Source organism: Mycoplasma sp. 5912, assembly GCF_054353835.1.
In genome coordinates this window covers 20,759-40,203 of the sequence record NZ_JBTHHI010000007.1, presented here as the reverse complement: position 1 = coordinate 40,203, position 19,445 = coordinate 20,759, and the positions used below count along the sequence as shown (strand labels likewise).

Genomic DNA, 19,445 nt, shown 5'->3' with positions numbered 1-19,445 from the left:
GTTTTATTAATTATCAAATGGTTTAAAAAACCAAGGAAGTGGGTACATATTTGGATTTATTGCATTTATTTTCATCATATATGAAGCAAGAGATCTAGTGTTGTTTAATATTAATGGATTTTGTCCATCTCAGTTGATCCCAAAATAATTATAAAAGTTTTTGCTATATGTTCAACTTTGTAAAAATCTTAAAGGAGCACCAGAATTTATAGTAGAAATATAATTATTATCAGCACCCATAACACCTGTACCAGAATTACCGGCATTAAAATATGCAGGTGTATATCCATCTTGTCGGTTAAATCCGACATTTTGATCACTAAAGATAGCACGATTTAATAAATATCCATTTTCTTTTGCATATGGATAACCATTCATAACAAACTGAGCACGGACGGAGGTGAAGAATTCTAAATTTTGTCCGTTGGTATTAAGTTTTAATGGAGGTAATTTATATCAGTTTTCAAACCAAGCTGCTCGAACATATAGTCCACTGTTATAGGCTTGTTCGATTACAGGTTTAATATCAACGATAGCAACTGTCATATCAGCAAATGCAGGATTTTGTCCATTTAAATCAAGTTGTTTTAAGCCTGTTCAAACTATAGCAGCTTTAATGTTTTTTGGTGTATAAACATCGTTTTGACCAGCATCAACATTGTTTGAATAGTTATCTAAAGCGATATTCATATATCTACCTGCTTCAAAACGATTAGGTAAATTGTTTCCTTGCAGCGAATCTATATCGAATTTATTACCACCTTCAACATGGTTGTTAGTAATAATGTAAAATAAACCACTGTTTGGATCATCATTTACTTTTGCTAGCATTGTAGCAGTTCCGCGAGAATAACCAAACGTTCTAGATTTTGCATTATTAACTAAATCTATATTTACATCATTTTCTTTTCAACTACGATGTAAGAATTCGTTATCTTGCAAATACCCATCATGTAGTTTAAAATCAACATTTTGGTTTGGATTATATCAACTTAAATCGTATGCTTTCGGATCACTTATGAATGTTATCGGTTCGTTTTCTTGGTTGTAATCTAATTTTGTATAATCAAAAATATTTGTTTTTACACCAAAATTTTCTTCAACATTGTTTTCATATTCAATATGTATTGCAGCAGCATTTGATGCAAGCAGAAATGCCTTGTTTGGATCAAATTCATCAAATTTATCACTGTTATAAAATTTTGCATCACCGATTCCGTATAAGTATCTTAATAAGTTACCTACAACTAATTTGTACTTTGCATCAGTTAACTTGAAAACAAAATTAATATCACCTGAGTCATTTAATGTAGCAGTCAATGAAAAAGGTATATGAGGAAGTTCTTTTGAAACTTTTTCATAAAAAACATTCGATGTATGTGAATTTATAGTGATAGTTTTTTGAGTTTTTAATTTATCGTAATCTATTTCAAAATCATATCCACCTTTATTTAAGTGATCTCTATCAGAAATTCTTGATTTTCTTTTTGCGTTTTGAACTAAAACATTTCCAAAAAGATGTAAATATATTTTTCGATGGTTTGAATTATTGGATTCAAAAGTTTTAGCAAGATATTTAGATTTTAAAGTTCAATGAGCAGCATTATTTTCCTTGTCAAAAGTTCATAATGCATCTTTATAATATAATTCAATTTCCCTACTTCTAAAAATTGAATTTTTCTTGTATACAGTTGTTAAAGGTTTTTCTTTTGAAATATCTAAATCAACTTTAACTTCATTATTAGAGTTTCCTAATAAATATCATGTTCTACCGAAAATAGTTCTTCCTGGTTTCTCGTATTTTAAGGTTATATAGATATTATCGCCCGCATGAACAAGTTTATCAAGTTTAATATAATCTTTTGCAACCGTATAATCATTGTATGTTAGCGCTCTTGGATTTATGGTAATAAATTGATTAAAATTGCTTGCAGAAAGATTTTTAGCAACAAAGTTGCTTGATAAAGTTAAATCGGATTTTTTAATATTATTTAATATAACTTCAGGATATAATTTATCTTTATAATCGTTTTTTAAATTAACCAATGTGATAGAGTGATTAATATGATATCTTTTGTTTGTGTTTGTTTTATCTATAAATCCTAATTTAAATATCATCTTTCCGTATTCAGGATTTTGAACATCGTAGAAATAAATAAAATATTTTTTATTTATTTCATTCAAATTTAAATTATTTGAAACATCTGTTGATAAAGATATATCATCGTGATTGTATTCGTTTTTGTTGACATTTTCTTTTTTGAAATTATCACTTTCATCTTTAAATTCTTCGTTTTTTTCAACAGATACAGCCGTAGTGTTTTTAAAAGTAAGTAAGTAATTAAGCATTATCTGTGCATTTTGTCTCACTATATCAGTTGGATCTAAAACACTGTATTTAACTTCGCTGTGTCCTGTAAATTCAGCAAGGACTTTGCGATATTCAAAGTTTTTACTATTAATTTTATTAATGGTATCTTTATCTTTTTGATCAATTTCGTTATTTTCTCTTCGTGAAGGTGTTGGTTTAAAGTCATCATCAGTAAATTTGTTATTATTTTTAGGTTTAATATCGCGATATTGAATAGGTTTTCAATATTTGATATCTAGCGTTAAATTATCATAATCACTTTGATTTAATTTGATTTCATTACCATTTCCATCTTTAATTGAAAAAGTAATTAAAGCATTATTGGTAAAATGCTTACCTGCCGATTCGATAGTGGATGATTTAGCATATATCTGATATTCACCTATTTTAGGAAGTATATAGACATCATTAAATGTATCTTCAGGGTTCCTTTGGATAATTGAATAATTATTATGTGTGTTATTTAGGTTTTTGATTTTTATAAGGTTAAAGAGTTTTGAACCAGATTTATCCTTAAAAATTTCAAAAATCTTATCAAGTGCTTTTTGCTGTTTTTGTGTTAAATTATTAATTCTATCAAAATTTTGTGTTGTAAAACGAAGCGAGATTTCTTTTTTTAATTGTCCTTTTGTAACAATGAAATTAAATATAGCAGATGATTTAGTTGGATCTCCTGGATCGATTTCAAAAAGATGATTATTGGTGGTTTTTAAATCAACAGTAGTATCAGAAGATATATTATAATTAACTCAAGGATTGTTTTCTTTAAACCACATTAAAACAATGTTTTTTATTTGCTTTGCTGAAAGTTTATTTGAATGATCTGCTGCATCATCAAGTAAAGGAAAATTTTTCTCGTTGTTTTTTGTTGTTGGTTCAACAAAAAAATCTTTATTATTAAATTGACTCTTTATTTTTTCATAAAAAGGTTCAATGTTATGTTTTCAAAATCATCATCTAAATAAACCTGCTTTTGTAAAAGCATTGTGGTATTCTTTGTATTGTCCATTGCTTCCTGTTTCGTTGTAATATTTTGTGTTACCTAAATAAATAGGGTTAACATAAAGATTTACAGGTTTATAATAATCGCTTTGTTTGAAAGCATTATTTAAGAAAATAGAAGCATCAAAAGTTTGATTATCTTCAGGTAAAAAATCTATTGAGTTTAAACTTGATACATTTAATGTTTTAATTATATGATTATTAAATAGTAGTTCTATATTCAAATTTAATTTATTATTTAAATCAAAGAAAGTAGTTGAATTTTCTTTGATTTTAAATTTAAAGTAGTTGTTAATATATGTTTGTTTGATAGATAAGTTATCTTTAAGAATTTGTAATATAATAGCACTTTTTTTATAAAGACCTAAATTAAAATAATTAATATTATAGATTTCATCGAGATTTTTAATCGACGACTCATTAATAATGTTATTTACATCTTTTTCAGAATTATTAATTCTTAATTCGCTTGTTATATTACCATTTCAGTCATTATTTTTAGCAGATGTATGATAAGTTAAAATCAGTGTATTTTTATTATCATCTTTTAAATTTATATCAGTTAATTTATAATTAAATTGATTACTTTTTGGTTCTTGCAACCATAATTTTGCATTATTAAGATTAAAGGAAAGTGAAGTTAAATAATGATTTAAATCATATTTTGAGAGTCGATCATCAAGTTTTACATTAAGTTGCTTTTGTGCTTGTTTCTGATAATCATTGTTATTTTGATTATCTTTTTTATCTAATAATGAATCGAGTTTTTGCTTTCATAGAGCTAAGTTATTAATGAGTGTTTCCCTTAGATTCAAGATATGATTTAGATTGAATGTTTTAAGTTTTAAATCAGAAGTAAAAAACCTTAAAACAGCAGCAGAAAGTGAATTTAATTGATTTAAATCATCTTGACTGATATTGGATTTATCTAACTGTGATTGAGTGCTATAAGTTATGTTCAACTTGTTAAAAATATCTATAAACGAACTTAATTGATTGGTCTTTTGATTAATATCAGCAGCTATTTTTTGTGTTGATATATATTCATCAAGTTGCTTTTTTAAATCATTTGAAAAATTATTATTATTTTTGATTTTGTTAAACCCAGATAAAGCATTTTGGTAAACTTGATTACCGTTTATATTGTTTAAAAAAGAAGAAATTAAACTTATATATGTATTTAGTTTTTCTAGATAATTGTTATCTGTGGCTATATTTTCAATGTTTTTTAATAATTTTGAATTAGAAGCATCATCAAATGAATTTTTTGAAATTTGTTCATCTAATTTAGTTTTATTATCGCTGTTTATATAGTTAATATCATTATCTGTTTTTAATTGATTATATTTATCTAAAAGTATATTTAATTTTTCTTTTTCTTTGTTTAATTTATTTGCTCTACTTAAAAGTGTATTAATTTCATTGGAAATTAATACATTATCAATAGCATTAATAAATTGTGATTTAGTATCGTTTGTTAAAAGATTGAATGAAGTTATTTGATTTTTTGCTTGATTTTTAAGATTGTTTAGTTGAGTATTTGATTTATTTTTGTTTTTTAAACTATCAATTTCAGCATTTATTTGCTCTAAAATACTTTGGTATTGTATAGTCAATTTGTTAATATCATCAAACTTTTTTGTTGATATATTTAATGTGTTAAATTGTTCAAAATATTGCTTGAGTTCCGAAACATTTTGATGAGAATTTTTGATATTGGAAATTTCATCAAAAACAAATTTATTTGACTGTAAAATAGTCAAAAAAGAATTAAAACCGTTAATTCCATCTTGTTTTAGTAAAATTTGCAAAAATTTATCATTTGATAAATCATAATATGAAGAAAATTTACTTATTTCTTGTAAAAAAGTGTCATATTTTGCTTTAAATTTTACATAATTATCAATGGTAGAACTAATTTGAGCATCTTCATTAATAATTTTGTCCTTATATTCATCTATGTTTTTTGAATTCACACTTTTCAATTGATTAAGCAACTGGTTAATTGATTCATCTACATTTATATTTGAATTGATTAACGTAAAATATTTGGAACTATTTGCATCTGATAAATATGTTTTTAACTGTGAAACCTTTAAAAAAGTATTTTTTCAGTCAGTTAAATAACTTTTAAAAGATGTTAAAAACTTATCAAAATCTTTTTCTTTTACACTCTTTATAATCTTTTTTAAATCAGGTTTATAAGCGTTTGTTTGTGTTGGTAAACCTTTTCATTCAATAGTTTGTTCTATTTTAATAACAGACTGATTTTGATATTTCTTTTGTGATTCTAATGTTAAATTATTATGAGTTAAACCCACTCCTAAACCTACTGCTGTTGCTAAAACAGCAGAAGATGCTAATGTAGCAGCAGTTATAATTATTTTTGTTTTCTTTTTCATAATTACCTATATTTATATATTTATATTTTAGATTATTTAAAAATATAATGAAATTTCTTATAAAGTTCGCATTTAGTCCTTTTTTTGGTTCTCTTTCGATAAAAATAAATAATAAAAATGCAACTGCATTTATAAATAATTAGAAAAATATAAAAAAGTATATAATATAAAAATATTTATATAATGTGAAATTAGGAGAAATGATGCTTAAAATTTTAGAACACCCACTTATTAAAATAAAACTTACTAAATTACGTGATAAAAATACATCACACAAAGAATTTAGAAGTAATTTAAATGAAATAGGTTCGCTAATGGTTTATGAAATTATGCGAAATTATAAAACAAAACCTAAACAAATTACAACTGCTTTAGGACAGGACTTTGTTGGTGATACATTTTCAAATGAAATAGTTTTGGTACCCATTTTACGTGCTGGATTAGGTATGACAGAAGGTTTACTTGATTTAATTCCACAAGCAAGAGTAGGACACATTGGAATGTATCGAGATGAAGAAACCTTACAACCAAACGAATACTTTTTTAAGATGCCTAATGTTCCAAAAGATAGTTTAATTATAGTAGTTGATCCGATGCTTGCTACAGGAAATTCAGCAGTAGATGCGATTAGACGGATTTATCAAGAGGGTTATACAAATGTACAGTTAGTGTGCCTAGTTGGAGTTAAAGAGGGTGTTAATAATGTTTTAAGTCATTTTGGAGAAGACTTTCATATATATTTATCTGCACTTGATGCTAGGTTGAATAATAAAGGTTATATCGAACCTGGTTTAGGTGATGCAGGGGATAGAATTTTTGGAACAAAATAGGAGCAGAATGTCTTATAAATTTGAAGAAATAGAAAAAAAATGACAAAAATATTGACTTGATTCTAAAAATTTTGAACCTTCAAATAATTTTACATTACAAAAGAAATACATAGTTAGTATGTTTCCGTATCCTAGTGGGAAAATCCATATGGGACATGTTAAAAATTATGCTATAAGTGACGCGATGGCACGTTTTTATCGTCGTCAAGGGTTCAATGTATTTCATCCATTTGGGTGAGATGCGTTTGGTTTACCTGCTGAAAATGCTGCAATAAAAAATAATATTCATCCTAAAAAATGAACTTATGAAAATATTAAAAATATGGATGCTGAGTTAAAAAGACTTGGTTTATCTTTTGCCTGAGATCAAGAATGTATTACAGCAGATGCAACATATACAAAATGGGAACAATTTTTATTTATTCAACTTTGAAATAAAGGTTTGATTTATAAAAAGAAGAGTTTGCTTAATTGATGCGAAAATGATAATACAGTTTTAGCAAATGAACAAGTAGTTGATAATAAATGTTGACGTTGCAATGAAAATGTTGTGCAAAAAGAAATGGATACATATTATTTAAAAATAACTGAGTATGCTGATGAACTTTTAAATGATTTGAAAATATTAGAAAATCATTGACCCCAACAAGTTTTGACAATGCAAAAAAATTGAATTGGTAGAGAAGAAGTATATAAAATTATCTTAGAATCTGCAAATAAAGATTTTGAAATAGTTGTTTTTGAAAAAGATTATCAAAATATTGTAAATGCAGACTTTTTGGCTATAAATTTTAAACACCCACTTGTGAAAAAACTAAAAAATCAGGGATTTTTGAACGAAAAAAAACAAAAAATACTTGATGAAATAAATAATTGTGTGATTAACAAAATTTTTGGTAAGAAATTGTCAATAAAAACACCATTTCAAGTTATTAATCCAGTTACTCATGATTTTTTAGATGTTTATATAACAGATTTCGCAAGTTTTTCTGCAAAAGAAGCACAATTTGCTTCAAGTAAGAATGAAAGTCATTTATCATTTATGAATGCAAATAGCATAAGTGTAAAAAACAAAATTAAAAATTATGTTGTTTTAGAAAAAGAACTAAAAAAGGTAGTTCAATATAATCTTAGAGATTGAGGAATTTCGAGGCAAAGATATTGAGGAACACCAATTCCTTTAATTCATTGTCAAGTGTGTGGAACTATACCAGTTCCCGAATCGGATTTACCTATATTATTACCTGAAAAAGTTGAATTCATCGGAAAAGGAAATCCTATTTTAACAAACAATGAATGACTAAAGACCAAATGCTATCGTTGTGGTATGGACGCAAAACGAGAAACAGATACACTTGATACATTTTTTGAATCAAGTTGATATTGAATGAGATATACAACACCACAAATTTTCAGGGATAATAACTTGTTTATCAAAGAAAATATAAATTACTGAAATCAAGTAGATGAATATATTGGTGGTATAGAACATGCAATTTTACACCTTTTATATGCTAGATTTTTTTCTAAAGCACTTGCTGACCTTGGTTTAATAAATTATCGCGAACCTTTTTTAAATCTTTTAACACAAGGAATGGTGTTAAAAGATGGTGCAAAAATGTCGAAATCAAAAGGTAATGTAGTTGAACCAAAAGAAATGATAGAAAAATATGGTGCAGATGCAACCAGATTGTTTGTTTTTTTTGCTGCTCCACCAGCAAAAGAATTAGATTGAAATGATGCAGGACTAAATGGATGTTTTAAGTTTTTGAATCGACTAAGTGATAGAATTAATGAATTGTCTGAAAATACAACCTTAGATGAAATAAATATAGAAAAGTTATCTTCACAAGAAAAGAATGCAAGAAGAAAACTTTATCAAGGAATGCAAAAATATTTAGATGTCTTTAACAAAAGAGAAAATGAATATGCATTTAATACTGTTATTGCATGAGTAATGGAAACATTTAATGAGTACGATACGATTAAAGATGTTGCTTTATTAAAAGAGATGTATTATGTCGTTTTGAATATTTTAGAACCTTTTGCCCCACACCTTGCTTGAGAATATTCAGAAAAATATTTTAATTTAAAAAACTTAAAAGATTTTAGTATAGATGAATCAGCATTAATTGTGAACGAATTAAGTTATGGTATAACCGTAAATGGTAAAGTCCGTGGAGAAATATTGGTTGATATAAATTCAAGCGAATCAGAAGTTTTAGAAAAAGCACAAAAAGAAGTTACAAAATGATTAGAAGGAAAACAAATTATTAAAAAAATATTTATACCTAAGAAATTAATTAATTTTGTCATAAAATAAGGAGAATAATGAAAAATAAAAACATATACCCATTATTAGTTGTTGATACAAACTGAATGTCTTTTCCAAAAGGTATTCATCAAATAGAAACAGATGCATTTAATTTGTATTCATCTGGCGCTTTAGTTATTCCTAAAACAAATATAGAACATAAATTTGTTATTTCGTTTACAAATAATGAGCATGAATTAGAAAGTAAAGCAGTATTTGTTAAATTCTTAAAGGCAGAACCACTTGAACCTCCTGTAAAAGATTCAGAACGAGATCAAAAATGTATGTTGACATATGAAGTTTTAGGTTTTTTTAACATAAAAGAATATGGTTTCGCAGAAACAGATGAAGATGGTTATGTTTTGTTAGAAACTTATCAACCTGTTAAAGAAGGAGATGGAGATAAACTATATGAAGAACAATTAGTCAGAGTTTGTTCGGGTGAAGTAAAGTTTGTTCCTGAAGAACCTAATTCTGATGAAACAAATGAAGTTTATAAATTTGACTTATTACCACAAAATCATGATTTAGATGCAATGCTTTCTGCTTTAAAAGGGATAAGGGATACTGAAAAAATCCCTGGTATAAAAGAAACACAATCAGTTAATATTATTTTTCAATATAATCCGATAACAAAAAAACCATATACAACCGATGACCTTTCTGCACTTATTAATTCATATTATCCGAACTTTGAATTAAAAACAAGAGAAGAAAAAATTAAGTTTTTATTTACTTTTTTATCATTTTTATCACCCGAAATAAATGAAAAGTTTGCTGCATTTTATAAATTTAACATTATTTCTTTAATGAAATTAATTGCATCCGCAACAGGTATGATGAGTCAAAATGTTGATATAGAATCACAAATGACTCAAAAGATGACAGATAAAATGGCAAGTCAACATAAAGAATATGTACTTCGTGAAAAATTAAAATATATACAAGATGAATTAGAAGGAATGAATGTTGATCCAAGCGATGATGATGATTATGCAAAAGAGTTAAAAGATAAAAATAAATCTTTCCGTTACCCTGAATCAGCAAAGAAAATTATTGCTGAAGAAACAAAGAGAGCGAACGAAATGATGGCTACATCACCAGAAGCAAATATTTCAAAAACTTATGTCAATCATCTCAAAAAACTACCATGAAGACTTACACAAAAAGAGTTATTAGATTTAGATCATGCTAAAAAAACCCTTTCTAAGTATCATTATGGACTTGAAGAAGTTAAGCAACGTGTTTTAGAATATATCGCTGTTATTATTAATACAGAAAGAAACAAAAAGAAAAAAGAAAATAAATTACCTTATGATGAAAATTATGAGATTGATATGAATTTGTTTAAGGATTCTAATAAACAAAATGATAAAACATTTAATAATGTCCCTATTATTTGTTTAGTCGGGCCACCTGGGACAGGAAAAACTTCGCTTTCTAAAGCAATTGCAGAATCATTATCCAGAAAGTTTGTAAAAATTTCTCTTGGAGGAGTGCATGATGAAAGCGAAATCCGTGGACACAGAAGAACCTATGTAGGAGCAATGCCGGGAAAGATTATCAAAGCTATTTCACAATGTTCTGTTTCTAATCCAGTTATCTTATTAGATGAAATTGATAAAATGGCTTCAACAAATAAAGGGGATCCGGCATCTGCGATGTTAGAAGTTTTAGATCCAGAACAAAATACAAAGTTTCAAGATCACTACTTAGAACATGAATACGATTTATCTAAAGCAATTTTTATTGCGACTGCTAATTATTATGAAAACATTCCTCATGCTTTAATAGACCGTGTTGAAGTTATCGAATTATCTGCTTACACATTAACTGAAAAATTAAAAATTGCACAGCAACACTTGATGCCAAAAGTAACAGAACAAGTTGGGGCAAGTAGCGACTTTATGCAGATTTCTGAAGACACAATGAAATACATTATTCAAAACTATACCAAAGAAGCCGGAGTTCGTGGATTAAAACGTGTCTTAGATAAATTAGCACGCAAATTCGTGCTTAAAAAACTCGAATTACCAAAACTAAAAAATAAACAATTCGAGGTAAAAATAAATGATTTAAAAGAACTTTTAGGACCCGAAAAATTTAAAGATAATGAAAATGATGGATACAAAACCCCTGGTGTAGTTAATGGTTTAGCATATACATCAGTTGGTGGATCAACCTTGCAAATTGAAGTTAATACTTATCCAGGAAAAGGAGAAATTAAATTAACAGGTTCATTAAAAGATGTTATGAAAGAATCTGCTAATATATCACTTTCATATGTGCGTGCAAATGCTGCTAGATATGGTATTACAGACTTTAATTTTGATGAAACAACAATTCATATTCATGTGCCTGAAGGAGCAGTACCAAAAGATGGCCCAAGTGCAGGAGTGACATTTACCACTGCATTAATATCAGCATTATCACAACGAATTGTATCATCTGAAATAGGTATGACAGGTGAAATAACTCTTAGAGGTAATGTTTTAGATATCGGTGGCCTAAAAGAAAAATCATTTGCTGCCGCTTCTAAAAACTTAAAATATGTTTTTATACCTACAGGAAATGTAAAAAACTTAATTGATGTTCCTATGGAAATTAAAGAAAAGTTAACTTATATTCCTGTATCTAATTATGAAGAAATATATGAAGTAGTTTTTGAGAAGAAGAAACCCAAAAAACAATTAGAGTTTAAGCAATAGTGAAAAAACATTTTAGTGAAAAATCATTTACTTTTTTCACTATCAACTTTATTGTTGGTTTAGGTTTCCTTACAACTTTTTCAGAAATACTAAATATAGGATTTTACGGATATTTAGTTATCGTTCTTTGTTTGCTTACAATGATAGGAACTGCATTAGTATTTGCTCGTTTAGGGAATGCTTTTAAAGAACATTATGGTGGTTCATATGCTTATGCAAGACACCTTGATTCAACCTTGTTTGAAGAACAGTCAAATGTTGAAAACAAATGATATAAATTTAAAAAAGGTTTTGTAAAGAACTTTTGTTATTTCATTGGTTGAAATCAATTCTTACAATCACCTGTTTTATCATCTGTGTCACCATTGTTTTTAGCGCAAACTTTTGAATTAGTAATACCTAAAACTATTTCAAATTATATAACTATAATATGGATTATAAGGGTCATTGCATTTATCTTCTTTGGTGCATTAATATTGATATCAACCAAAGGATTATCACTTAATACAAAAGTTGTATTTTTAACATCTGCTGTAAAATGAGCATTTTTGTTGATAGGTTTTGTAAACTTAGTATATCTTTCGGTTATAAAACCAGGTGGATATACAGTTGTTTATGAAACAACAAAAAAAGCAACATCTACAATGATTTTTGGAAGTATTTTAGTTTTTATTTTTGCTTTTGCAGGAATTGAAGATATGGCTTCTATGGCAAAGGACGCAGAATTTAAAAATTTTAAAAGAATTTTATTTGTTTCCCTAGGAATTGTAGCAGTTGTTTACTTAGCATTTTATAGTGTTTATTTAGCAATAAAGTTTGATTCAAATAACAATGAATTTTCACAAATTTATTATCTTGTAATGAATATTACAGGAACGATTGTGTTTATTATTGGATTTATATTTAATGATATAGGGTATAAAATTACACAAACGGTATCTACAGCAAGAAAGTTAATTCCGCTTGCATTAGATAATCATATTAATCCAAAATATGCAGATCATAATAAACACGGTGAATACCGTAATGCAATCATTTTAACAGCAGTTATTACATTTATAGCAATGCTTGTTTTATGATTAGTACCAACCCTTTTAAGCAAAACAAAAGATAATGATAACCCGTTCTTTACAGCTGTTATAAAAGTAAATAGTTTAGCACTGTTAATTGAAGATACTTTAACAGCTGTTGTAGCATTAATTTTAGAAAAAAAGAAACAAATATCTAAAATCCCGTGATGAGAAAAAACAATATATATAGTTAATATTTTATGAATTTCAACTTTAATTTTATTTTTCTTAGTACCAAACATATTAGGTAACAACTGAGATGAGACCAACACCTTTGTTGTAGTTGTATATCTATCATTTGTTTTGATAGGATTTATAATAAAATGAATGTGAATTTATAAACAAAAGAAACCGAACAACTTAAAAAAGATAATTTTTTGAAAGGAAATATGGAACAAAAGAAAAAAGAACAACGTTTAAAAGAACTTACAGAATTACAATATAAAGTAACTCAAGAAGGATATACAGAACATCCATATTCAAATGAATATGATGAACATTTTGAAGAAGGAATTTATGTGGATATCGTTGATGGAACACCACTTTTTAAATCACAAGATAAATTTAATTCAGGATGTGGGTGACCAGCATTTAGTAAACCGATAGATGAAGATGTTGTAACAGAACATAGCGATTATTCACATAATATGATTCGAACTGAGGTAAAAAGTAAAAATGCCGATTCACACTTAGGACATGTATTCAAAGATGGTCCAAGAAAATTAGGTGGACTTCGGTACTGCATTAATTCTGCATCATTGCGTTTTATTCCCGTAGATAAATTAAAAGATGAAGGTTATGAAGAATACCTTGAATTATTTAAAAAATAACTGTAAAGCACTATAATGTGCTTTTTGTTATTTCAAAATATAAAAAATAAAGTAAAATAACTATATGAATTTTAATGGTTCAAAAGTAGATGATTCAAACGAAGATAAGGATGTTTTAGATAACCTAATTCTGCTATCTCAATCAGGAAATGATGAACTAAAAAAAGAGCAAAAATGATTCAAAAAGAACATTAATTCAGCTTATAAATATCAGCAAAATGTTAGTATCGAATCCAAATTAATAGAAAAACAAGAAGTTTTTGATTTCGATTTTAATTATTTGTATAAAGAATTATTACAAGGTTATATAGACTTAAAAATTAAATTCGATAAACAAAACGACTCATATGTAGATGATATAGAATTTATTGAAAAAGATAAAGCACAATATTTAATTGATACATTAGCTTCAGAAGAACACAATATATCAAATACTACAAAAGTAAGAATAAAGAAAAAGAAACTTGGAGGTAGTGATGAAAGTTAATATTGCAATAGATGGGCCATCTGGAGTAGGTAAATCCACAGTAAGTAAGCAAATAGCAAGCAGATATGGTTTCACTTTTATAAATAGTGGTAGTGTATATCGGGCAATCGCAAAAAACACCATTGATAATGGTGTTGATTCTCGTGATCAAGAAAATGTTATTAAGACATTACAAAAAGGTATGATTAAACTGCTAGAAAATGACAGAATTGAATTAAAAGGAATTGATGTATCAAAAGCTATAAGGGCCGATTATATCTCACAAATAACTCCGTCTGTGGCTAAAATTCCTGCAGTGCGAGAGTTCGTGGTTGATTATATTCAACAACTTACTAAAAAACGTAAAGGATATATTATCGATGGGAGGGATACAACTTTTAAAATTATGCCCTATGCTGAAGTAAAAATCTTTTTATGAGCAGAAGAAGAAGAAAGAGCAAAGCGTAGAATGAAGCAAAATCAGGAATTAGGTTATAATACAGGTTTTGCAGAAGTGCTTTATGAAGTAAAAAAACGAGACGAACAAGATATGAATCGTGAAGTTGATCCGTTACATAAAACTGAAGATGCAGTATTTATTGATTGTACTAATTTAGAGATAGAAGAAGTGATAGCAAAGATTATGGATTTGGTTAAAGAAAGGTCAAAAGATGCATAATACAGTTGCAATTATTGGAAAACCTAATGTAGGAAAAAGCACCTTATTTAATCGTATTATAGGTAAAAAGATATCAATTGTTTATGACCAACCAGGTGTTACAAGAGATAGATTGTATGAAAAAATTACTTGATCAGGTCATGAAATCAAATTAATTGATACCGGCGGAATTGAAATTGAAAATAAACCTTTTCAAGAACAAATCCAGATTCAAGCAAAAATAGCGATTGAAGAAGCAGATGTTATTGTTTTTATTTTTGATGGAACAAACGAAATAAGTAATGATGATTTATTCATAATGAATATTTTAAGAAAAAGTAATAAACCTATTATTGCTGTAGCAAACAAACTAGAAAACAACCAGCAATTCGATTATGGTTGATATGCTTTGGGAGTTGAACATATTTATCCTGTTTCTGCATTACATGGTGAAGGTGTTGGTGAAGTTTTAGATAAGTGTTTAGAATATCTTGATTTCAGCGATGAAGACCAAAATGATTATTTTAATTTAGCGATTATCGGAAAACCTAATGCTGGTAAAAGTTCGCTACTTAATAATTTAACTAAAGAGTATCGTTCAATTGTTTCAGAAATTGCAGGAACCACACGAGATAGTGTTAAATCAACTGTTGAAATAGACCATAAACTATATAATGTGATTGATACAGCAGGAATAACAAAAAAATCAAAATTAATTGAAAGTGTTGATCATTATGCTTTAATGCGAGCAATGAATTCGCTATCAGAAGCTGATTTGTCTTTGATAGTAATCGATGCGACACAACAAGAAGTATCACATTTTGATTCTAGAATTATAGGATATGCATTAGAGAATGAAAAACCAATAATTGTGGTAATAAATAAATGAGATTTAGTTGAAAAACAAACAAATACAATGGCTGATTATGAAAAGAAAATGAGAAATAAATTTCATTTTGTTCCATGAGTTCCTTTTGTATTTATTTCAGCAAAATTTAATCAAAGAATTAATAAGTTGATAGTAACTTTATCAGAAGTTCGTGAAAATATGGAAAGAGATATAAAACCGTCGTTGCTTTCTAATTTAGTGCTTGAAACACAACTTATTCAACCAGCACAACCGTTTAATGGTGGAAGATTAAATATTTATTATGTTCGTAAAGAATTATCAAAAATACCTACTTTTACATTCTTTGTAAATAATAAAAAATTCTTACACTTTTCATATCAAAGGTTTTTAGAAAATCAATTGAGAGCTACCTTTAATTTCAAAGGTTGTCCAATTAAGATGTATTTTAAGAATAAGAATGGGTTGGAGTAAAATTGGTTGATAAAAACTAGAGTTAGTTAACATTTTCTTTAAGAAAAATAATTAAAATAAAGTAGAAGGTTATAGTGGCATTGATTAGAACCTAAATTTTTGCTGTTTTTAACCTAGCAAAAAAAACGGCATATTTTTAAAATAAGACGCCGAGTGGTCCCTTAGGCGTCCTACTTATGAATAGTATAAGGATTTTATTTATTAATGTGGTATTAAAGAAAGAAAATTTACATAATACTTTAAAATCTAAATATTCTCATATCATTTTTTAATTTTTTTCGCCATTAATTTTCTTCTTTCAGGCAAAAATTTATCTTTATAATCTTTATATGTTCAGTTTATTATATCTTTTGGAATACAGTTTTCATCGAGATTTTCATCCAATTCTTCTAAGGAAATCTTTCTACCAAGGAAAAGAGAATTATTTGTTTTTATATCTTGAATTATTTCTTTAAAATATACATTAGGTGCTTTGTCTTTGATCTTAATATTTATATTCTTTTCTAAATATACTAAGTTAGCAGAATGGTTGTATCATTTTTTCTCAGATAAAAATGAATATTCATTAAATTCATTAGAAGAATTAATTAAATATTGTTTGGGAAAAATATGGTGTTTGTCACTGATTAAATTTTTTAACATATCCTCTTGTGTTAATCAAGGAGTAAGAAATCCTTTATTGCCGTTAGCAACTGAGGCTGCATAATAACATTTTAGAAAAGGATTTTCTTGTATACTTGTATCTAAGAGTTCAGGAAGTCTTAGTTCTCAAAAATCAGTTGTCAATTCTGTTTGATCTATTTTTCTTAATATCACTTCGATTCCTAATTCTTTTATATTTCTTAAATCATTAATAACTTGATCAACATAACTATCTTTATATCTTTTTGTTAATAAAGACATTATATACCATTTAACAGTGTATTTTTTAACTTCTTCCATACCAAGACGAGAAAGTTTTCTAAGCTTTAAAAAGACTATATAAGCAATATTTATTACAACAGAATTTTTATTGATTTTTATATTTTTAAATCCTATATTTTTGATTGCTTGTGTAAAAGTATTGAAATTATATTTGTCTATAAAACTCGAAATTCCATTAATAATTTTTTCAAAATTACTTTGTATATTTTCTGGAATATATTCTCTTTTTTCGAAATCCCTACCAGATAATAATTCAACAAGATCGCTCATTTTTGCTCTATCAAAAATATGAGAAAATGAAACAAATAATATATCATTCACTGATGGTTTATAAATATAATCATTATTATTTATATTACTAAGTCAAGTAATTTTCTGACCCATTTCAGTTTTAAAAAAATCTGGATCAATTTTTTCAATCTCTCTGTAAATATTATTATCGGTTTTTAGGATTTCAGAAAAATAATTCATAACTCTAATTATATTTGTTCCGTAATTTTTATTTGCAGAAATTTTACTTATTGAATAATCCAAAAGCTTTAAAGGTGTCCCTTTGGAATTTATCCTTATAAAAATTTCTGTAAGCGTTTCCAGATCAACATATTCTTTTATTTCAATTACCCCAATATTAGTTGATCATATTTTATGTTTTAAATTATCTATTTTGCTATCGATATCTTCCATAGTTATTTCTGGATTATCATTAATATATTTTTGACAAACTTTATAATGAGAATGACCTTTAAATATATCTGAAATATCAGATATTCATTTTTTACTATTTTTTGTATATGCATTTTGTATTTTAAAAATCTCTTCATTTTTCTTAGGGAAGGGGTTAAAAGAAACAATTATTCTTCTTTTTTTATAATTTTCATCCAAGACTTCTAAACCATTAATTATTGCATTTAGAGCAGTTAACCTTTGTTGACCATCAATCAAAACAGTTTCAAAATCATCATTTGAAACATAACTCTTCCGTTTTATATCATTATTACGAGGTCTGTTTGTTATTATATAACCTATTGGGAAACCATGATATAAGGAATCGAACAAATCACTTACTTGTTTGTCTTTTCAAACATAAGGTCTTTGCATTTCGGGAATTATAAGTTTATCCTGAGAAAGTTCATAAATAATATCTTTAATTGTTCTTTGTTTTAGTTCATATTTAGTATTATTTTCCATAATCTTCCTTGTATAAATGTGAATATTTCCTTTATTATATACAAAAAAAAAAAAAAAAACAAACCACAAATTTTTGCACCGGAGCTTGTTATTTGTTTAGTAGTTCGTTTTCTTTTTCTTTGGTTAATTGAACGACTTTTTCAATTAATAAATCTACTTCTTTTTGAACAGCATCTAAGTATTTCTTTTCTTCATCCTCAGAAAGTTCTTCATTTGCTTTAATCATCTTATTTATTTCTTGACGAGCATTACGGATTCCTATTTTAGTTGCTTCAGTTAGTTTTGCTAAGTTCTTGATCATCTCTTTACGACGTTGAGTTGTTAAAGATGGAAATGTAAGTCTAATTTGATTACCTTCATCAACGGGGGGAATCCCCAGATTTGCTTTATCTAAAGCTTTAGCAATTTCTTTTACTGATGCCATATCATAAGGCTTAACTAAAAGTTGTTGTGGTTCAGGAACTGAGATGTTTGCTAATTCATCAAGTGGAGTGGGAACATCATAATAGTTTACCCGAATCCCTTTAATAAGTTGTGGATTGGCTCTACCAGTAGAAATTTTTGACATCTCAAATTTAAAATGACTAATTGCTTTTTCAGATTTTTCTTGTAGTTCTAATAAATAAGTTTCTATATCCATTATTTAATTACCTCTGTGTGTGTTATTTGTCCTTTTAAAACTTTTAATATTGAATCTTCTTCGAGTAAGTTAAATATAATTAAATTAATATTGTTATCACGAGCCATACTAGTGGCAGTTAAATCCATAACTTGTAATTTTTTTTCAAGTATTTCATTATATGTAATTTTATCATATCTTTTTGCATTCGGATTTGTTTTAGGATCACTATCATAAATCCCATCGGTTCCATTTTTACCCATTAAAATAACTTCTGCACCAATTTCAGATGCATATAATGTAGATGCAGTATCAGTGGTGAAATAAGGGCGACCAGTTCCACCGACAAAGATTACAACCTCTCCATCTTCAAGGTATTTCATTGTTTTTTCATTTACATAGTTTTCTGCAACACGAGCATCAATGTTCAATGAACTTTGCACCCTTGCTTTAAGTCCCACAAGCTCAAAACCACTACGAAGCGCTAAACCATTCATTATGGTAGCGAGCATCCCGATGTAATCGGCACGATTACGAGGAATACCATTTTTTTCAGCAGATGCACCTCTTCAGAAATTACCACCACCAATAACAATAGACACTTGTACACCTTGCTTTACAATTTCTTTTAATTGTATGGCAATTTTCTTAACAAGTTCGTTATCAATTGCTAGGTGTTTTTCTTTGTTAGCAAAACCTTCACCAGAAAGTTTTATTAAGATTCGTTTATATTTAATCATTT

The 19,445-nt window shown here is 27.2% G+C and carries 12 protein-coding genes; 8 read left to right on the top strand and 4 right to left on the bottom strand.

The window, feature by feature from the left end:
• Nucleotides 1–6: 6 nt before the first annotated feature.
• Nucleotides 7–5,775 carry a coiled-coil domain-containing protein gene (locus ACXYRP_RS02980; protein ID WP_458615187.1) on the bottom strand — a complete coding sequence of 1,923 codons (5,769 nt, stop codon included), beginning with the start codon at nucleotides 5,773–5,775 and terminating at the stop codon, nucleotides 7–9.
• 203 nt (nucleotides 5,776–5,978) lie between these two features.
• Between ACXYRP_RS02980 and upp the strand changes: the two genes are divergently transcribed.
• The 8 genes from upp to der all read left to right on the top strand — a co-directional run bounded on the left by upp (nucleotide 5,979) and on the right by der (nucleotide 15,972).
• Nucleotides 5,979–6,605 carry a uracil phosphoribosyltransferase gene (upp, locus tag ACXYRP_RS02975; protein WP_458615186.1) on the top strand — a complete coding sequence of 209 codons (627 nt, stop codon included), beginning with the start codon at nucleotides 5,979–5,981 and terminating at the stop codon, nucleotides 6,603–6,605.
• Nucleotides 6,606–6,612: 7 nt separating this feature from the next.
• Complete coding sequence (locus tag ACXYRP_RS02970) at nucleotides 6,613–8,928, top strand: class I tRNA ligase family protein (RefSeq protein WP_458615185.1); 2,316 nt, start codon at nucleotides 6,613–6,615, stop codon at nucleotides 8,926–8,928.
• A gap of 8 nt (nucleotides 8,929–8,936) precedes the next feature.
• On the top strand, nucleotides 8,937–11,627 hold the full coding sequence (gene lon, locus ACXYRP_RS02965; protein WP_458615184.1) for an endopeptidase La: 2,691 nt from the start codon (nucleotides 8,937–8,939) through the stop codon (nucleotides 11,625–11,627).
• Nucleotides 11,627–13,117, top strand: coding sequence for an APC family permease (locus tag ACXYRP_RS02960; protein WP_458613962.1), 1,491 nt, complete (start codon nucleotides 11,627–11,629; stop codon nucleotides 13,115–13,117). Before lon ends, ACXYRP_RS02960 begins: the two co-directional genes overlap by 1 nt.
• Nucleotides 13,087–13,527, top strand: coding sequence for a peptide-methionine (R)-S-oxide reductase MsrB (msrB, locus tag ACXYRP_RS02955; protein WP_458597812.1), 441 nt, complete (start codon nucleotides 13,087–13,089; stop codon nucleotides 13,525–13,527). Before ACXYRP_RS02960 ends, msrB begins: the two co-directional genes overlap by 31 nt.
• A gap of 64 nt (nucleotides 13,528–13,591) precedes the next feature.
• Nucleotides 13,592–14,014 carry a hypothetical protein gene (locus tag ACXYRP_RS02950; protein ID WP_435129568.1) on the top strand — a complete coding sequence of 141 codons (423 nt, stop codon included), beginning with the start codon at nucleotides 13,592–13,594 and terminating at the stop codon, nucleotides 14,012–14,014.
• Nucleotides 14,004–14,672, top strand: coding sequence for a (d)CMP kinase (gene cmk / locus ACXYRP_RS02945; RefSeq protein WP_458597815.1), 669 nt, complete (start codon nucleotides 14,004–14,006; stop codon nucleotides 14,670–14,672). Before ACXYRP_RS02950 ends, cmk begins: the two co-directional genes overlap by 11 nt.
• Nucleotides 14,665–15,972 carry a ribosome biogenesis GTPase Der gene (gene der / locus ACXYRP_RS02940; protein WP_458597817.1) on the top strand — a complete coding sequence of 436 codons (1,308 nt, stop codon included), beginning with the start codon at nucleotides 14,665–14,667 and terminating at the stop codon, nucleotides 15,970–15,972. The genes cmk and der overlap by 8 nt, the downstream gene beginning before the upstream one ends.
• Before the next feature lie 246 nt (nucleotides 15,973–16,218).
• Here the strand turns inward: der and ACXYRP_RS02935 are convergent, their stop codons facing one another.
• From ACXYRP_RS02935 to pyrH, 3 genes are all read right to left on the bottom strand, one after another.
• On the bottom strand, nucleotides 16,219–18,084 hold the full coding sequence (locus tag ACXYRP_RS02935) for a GmrSD restriction endonuclease domain-containing protein (RefSeq protein ID WP_458597819.1): 1,866 nt from the start codon (nucleotides 18,082–18,084) through the stop codon (nucleotides 16,219–16,221).
• Between the two features lie 88 nt (nucleotides 18,085–18,172).
• Nucleotides 18,173–18,724, bottom strand: coding sequence for a ribosome recycling factor (gene frr, locus ACXYRP_RS02930; protein ID WP_458607544.1), 552 nt, complete (start codon nucleotides 18,722–18,724; stop codon nucleotides 18,173–18,175).
• A complete protein-coding gene (gene pyrH, locus ACXYRP_RS02925; protein ID WP_458597822.1) occupies nucleotides 18,724–19,443 on the bottom strand; it encodes a UMP kinase in 720 nt (239 codons plus the stop codon). Before pyrH ends, frr begins: the two co-directional genes overlap by 1 nt.
• Between the last annotated feature and the right edge of the window lie 2 nt (nucleotides 19,444–19,445).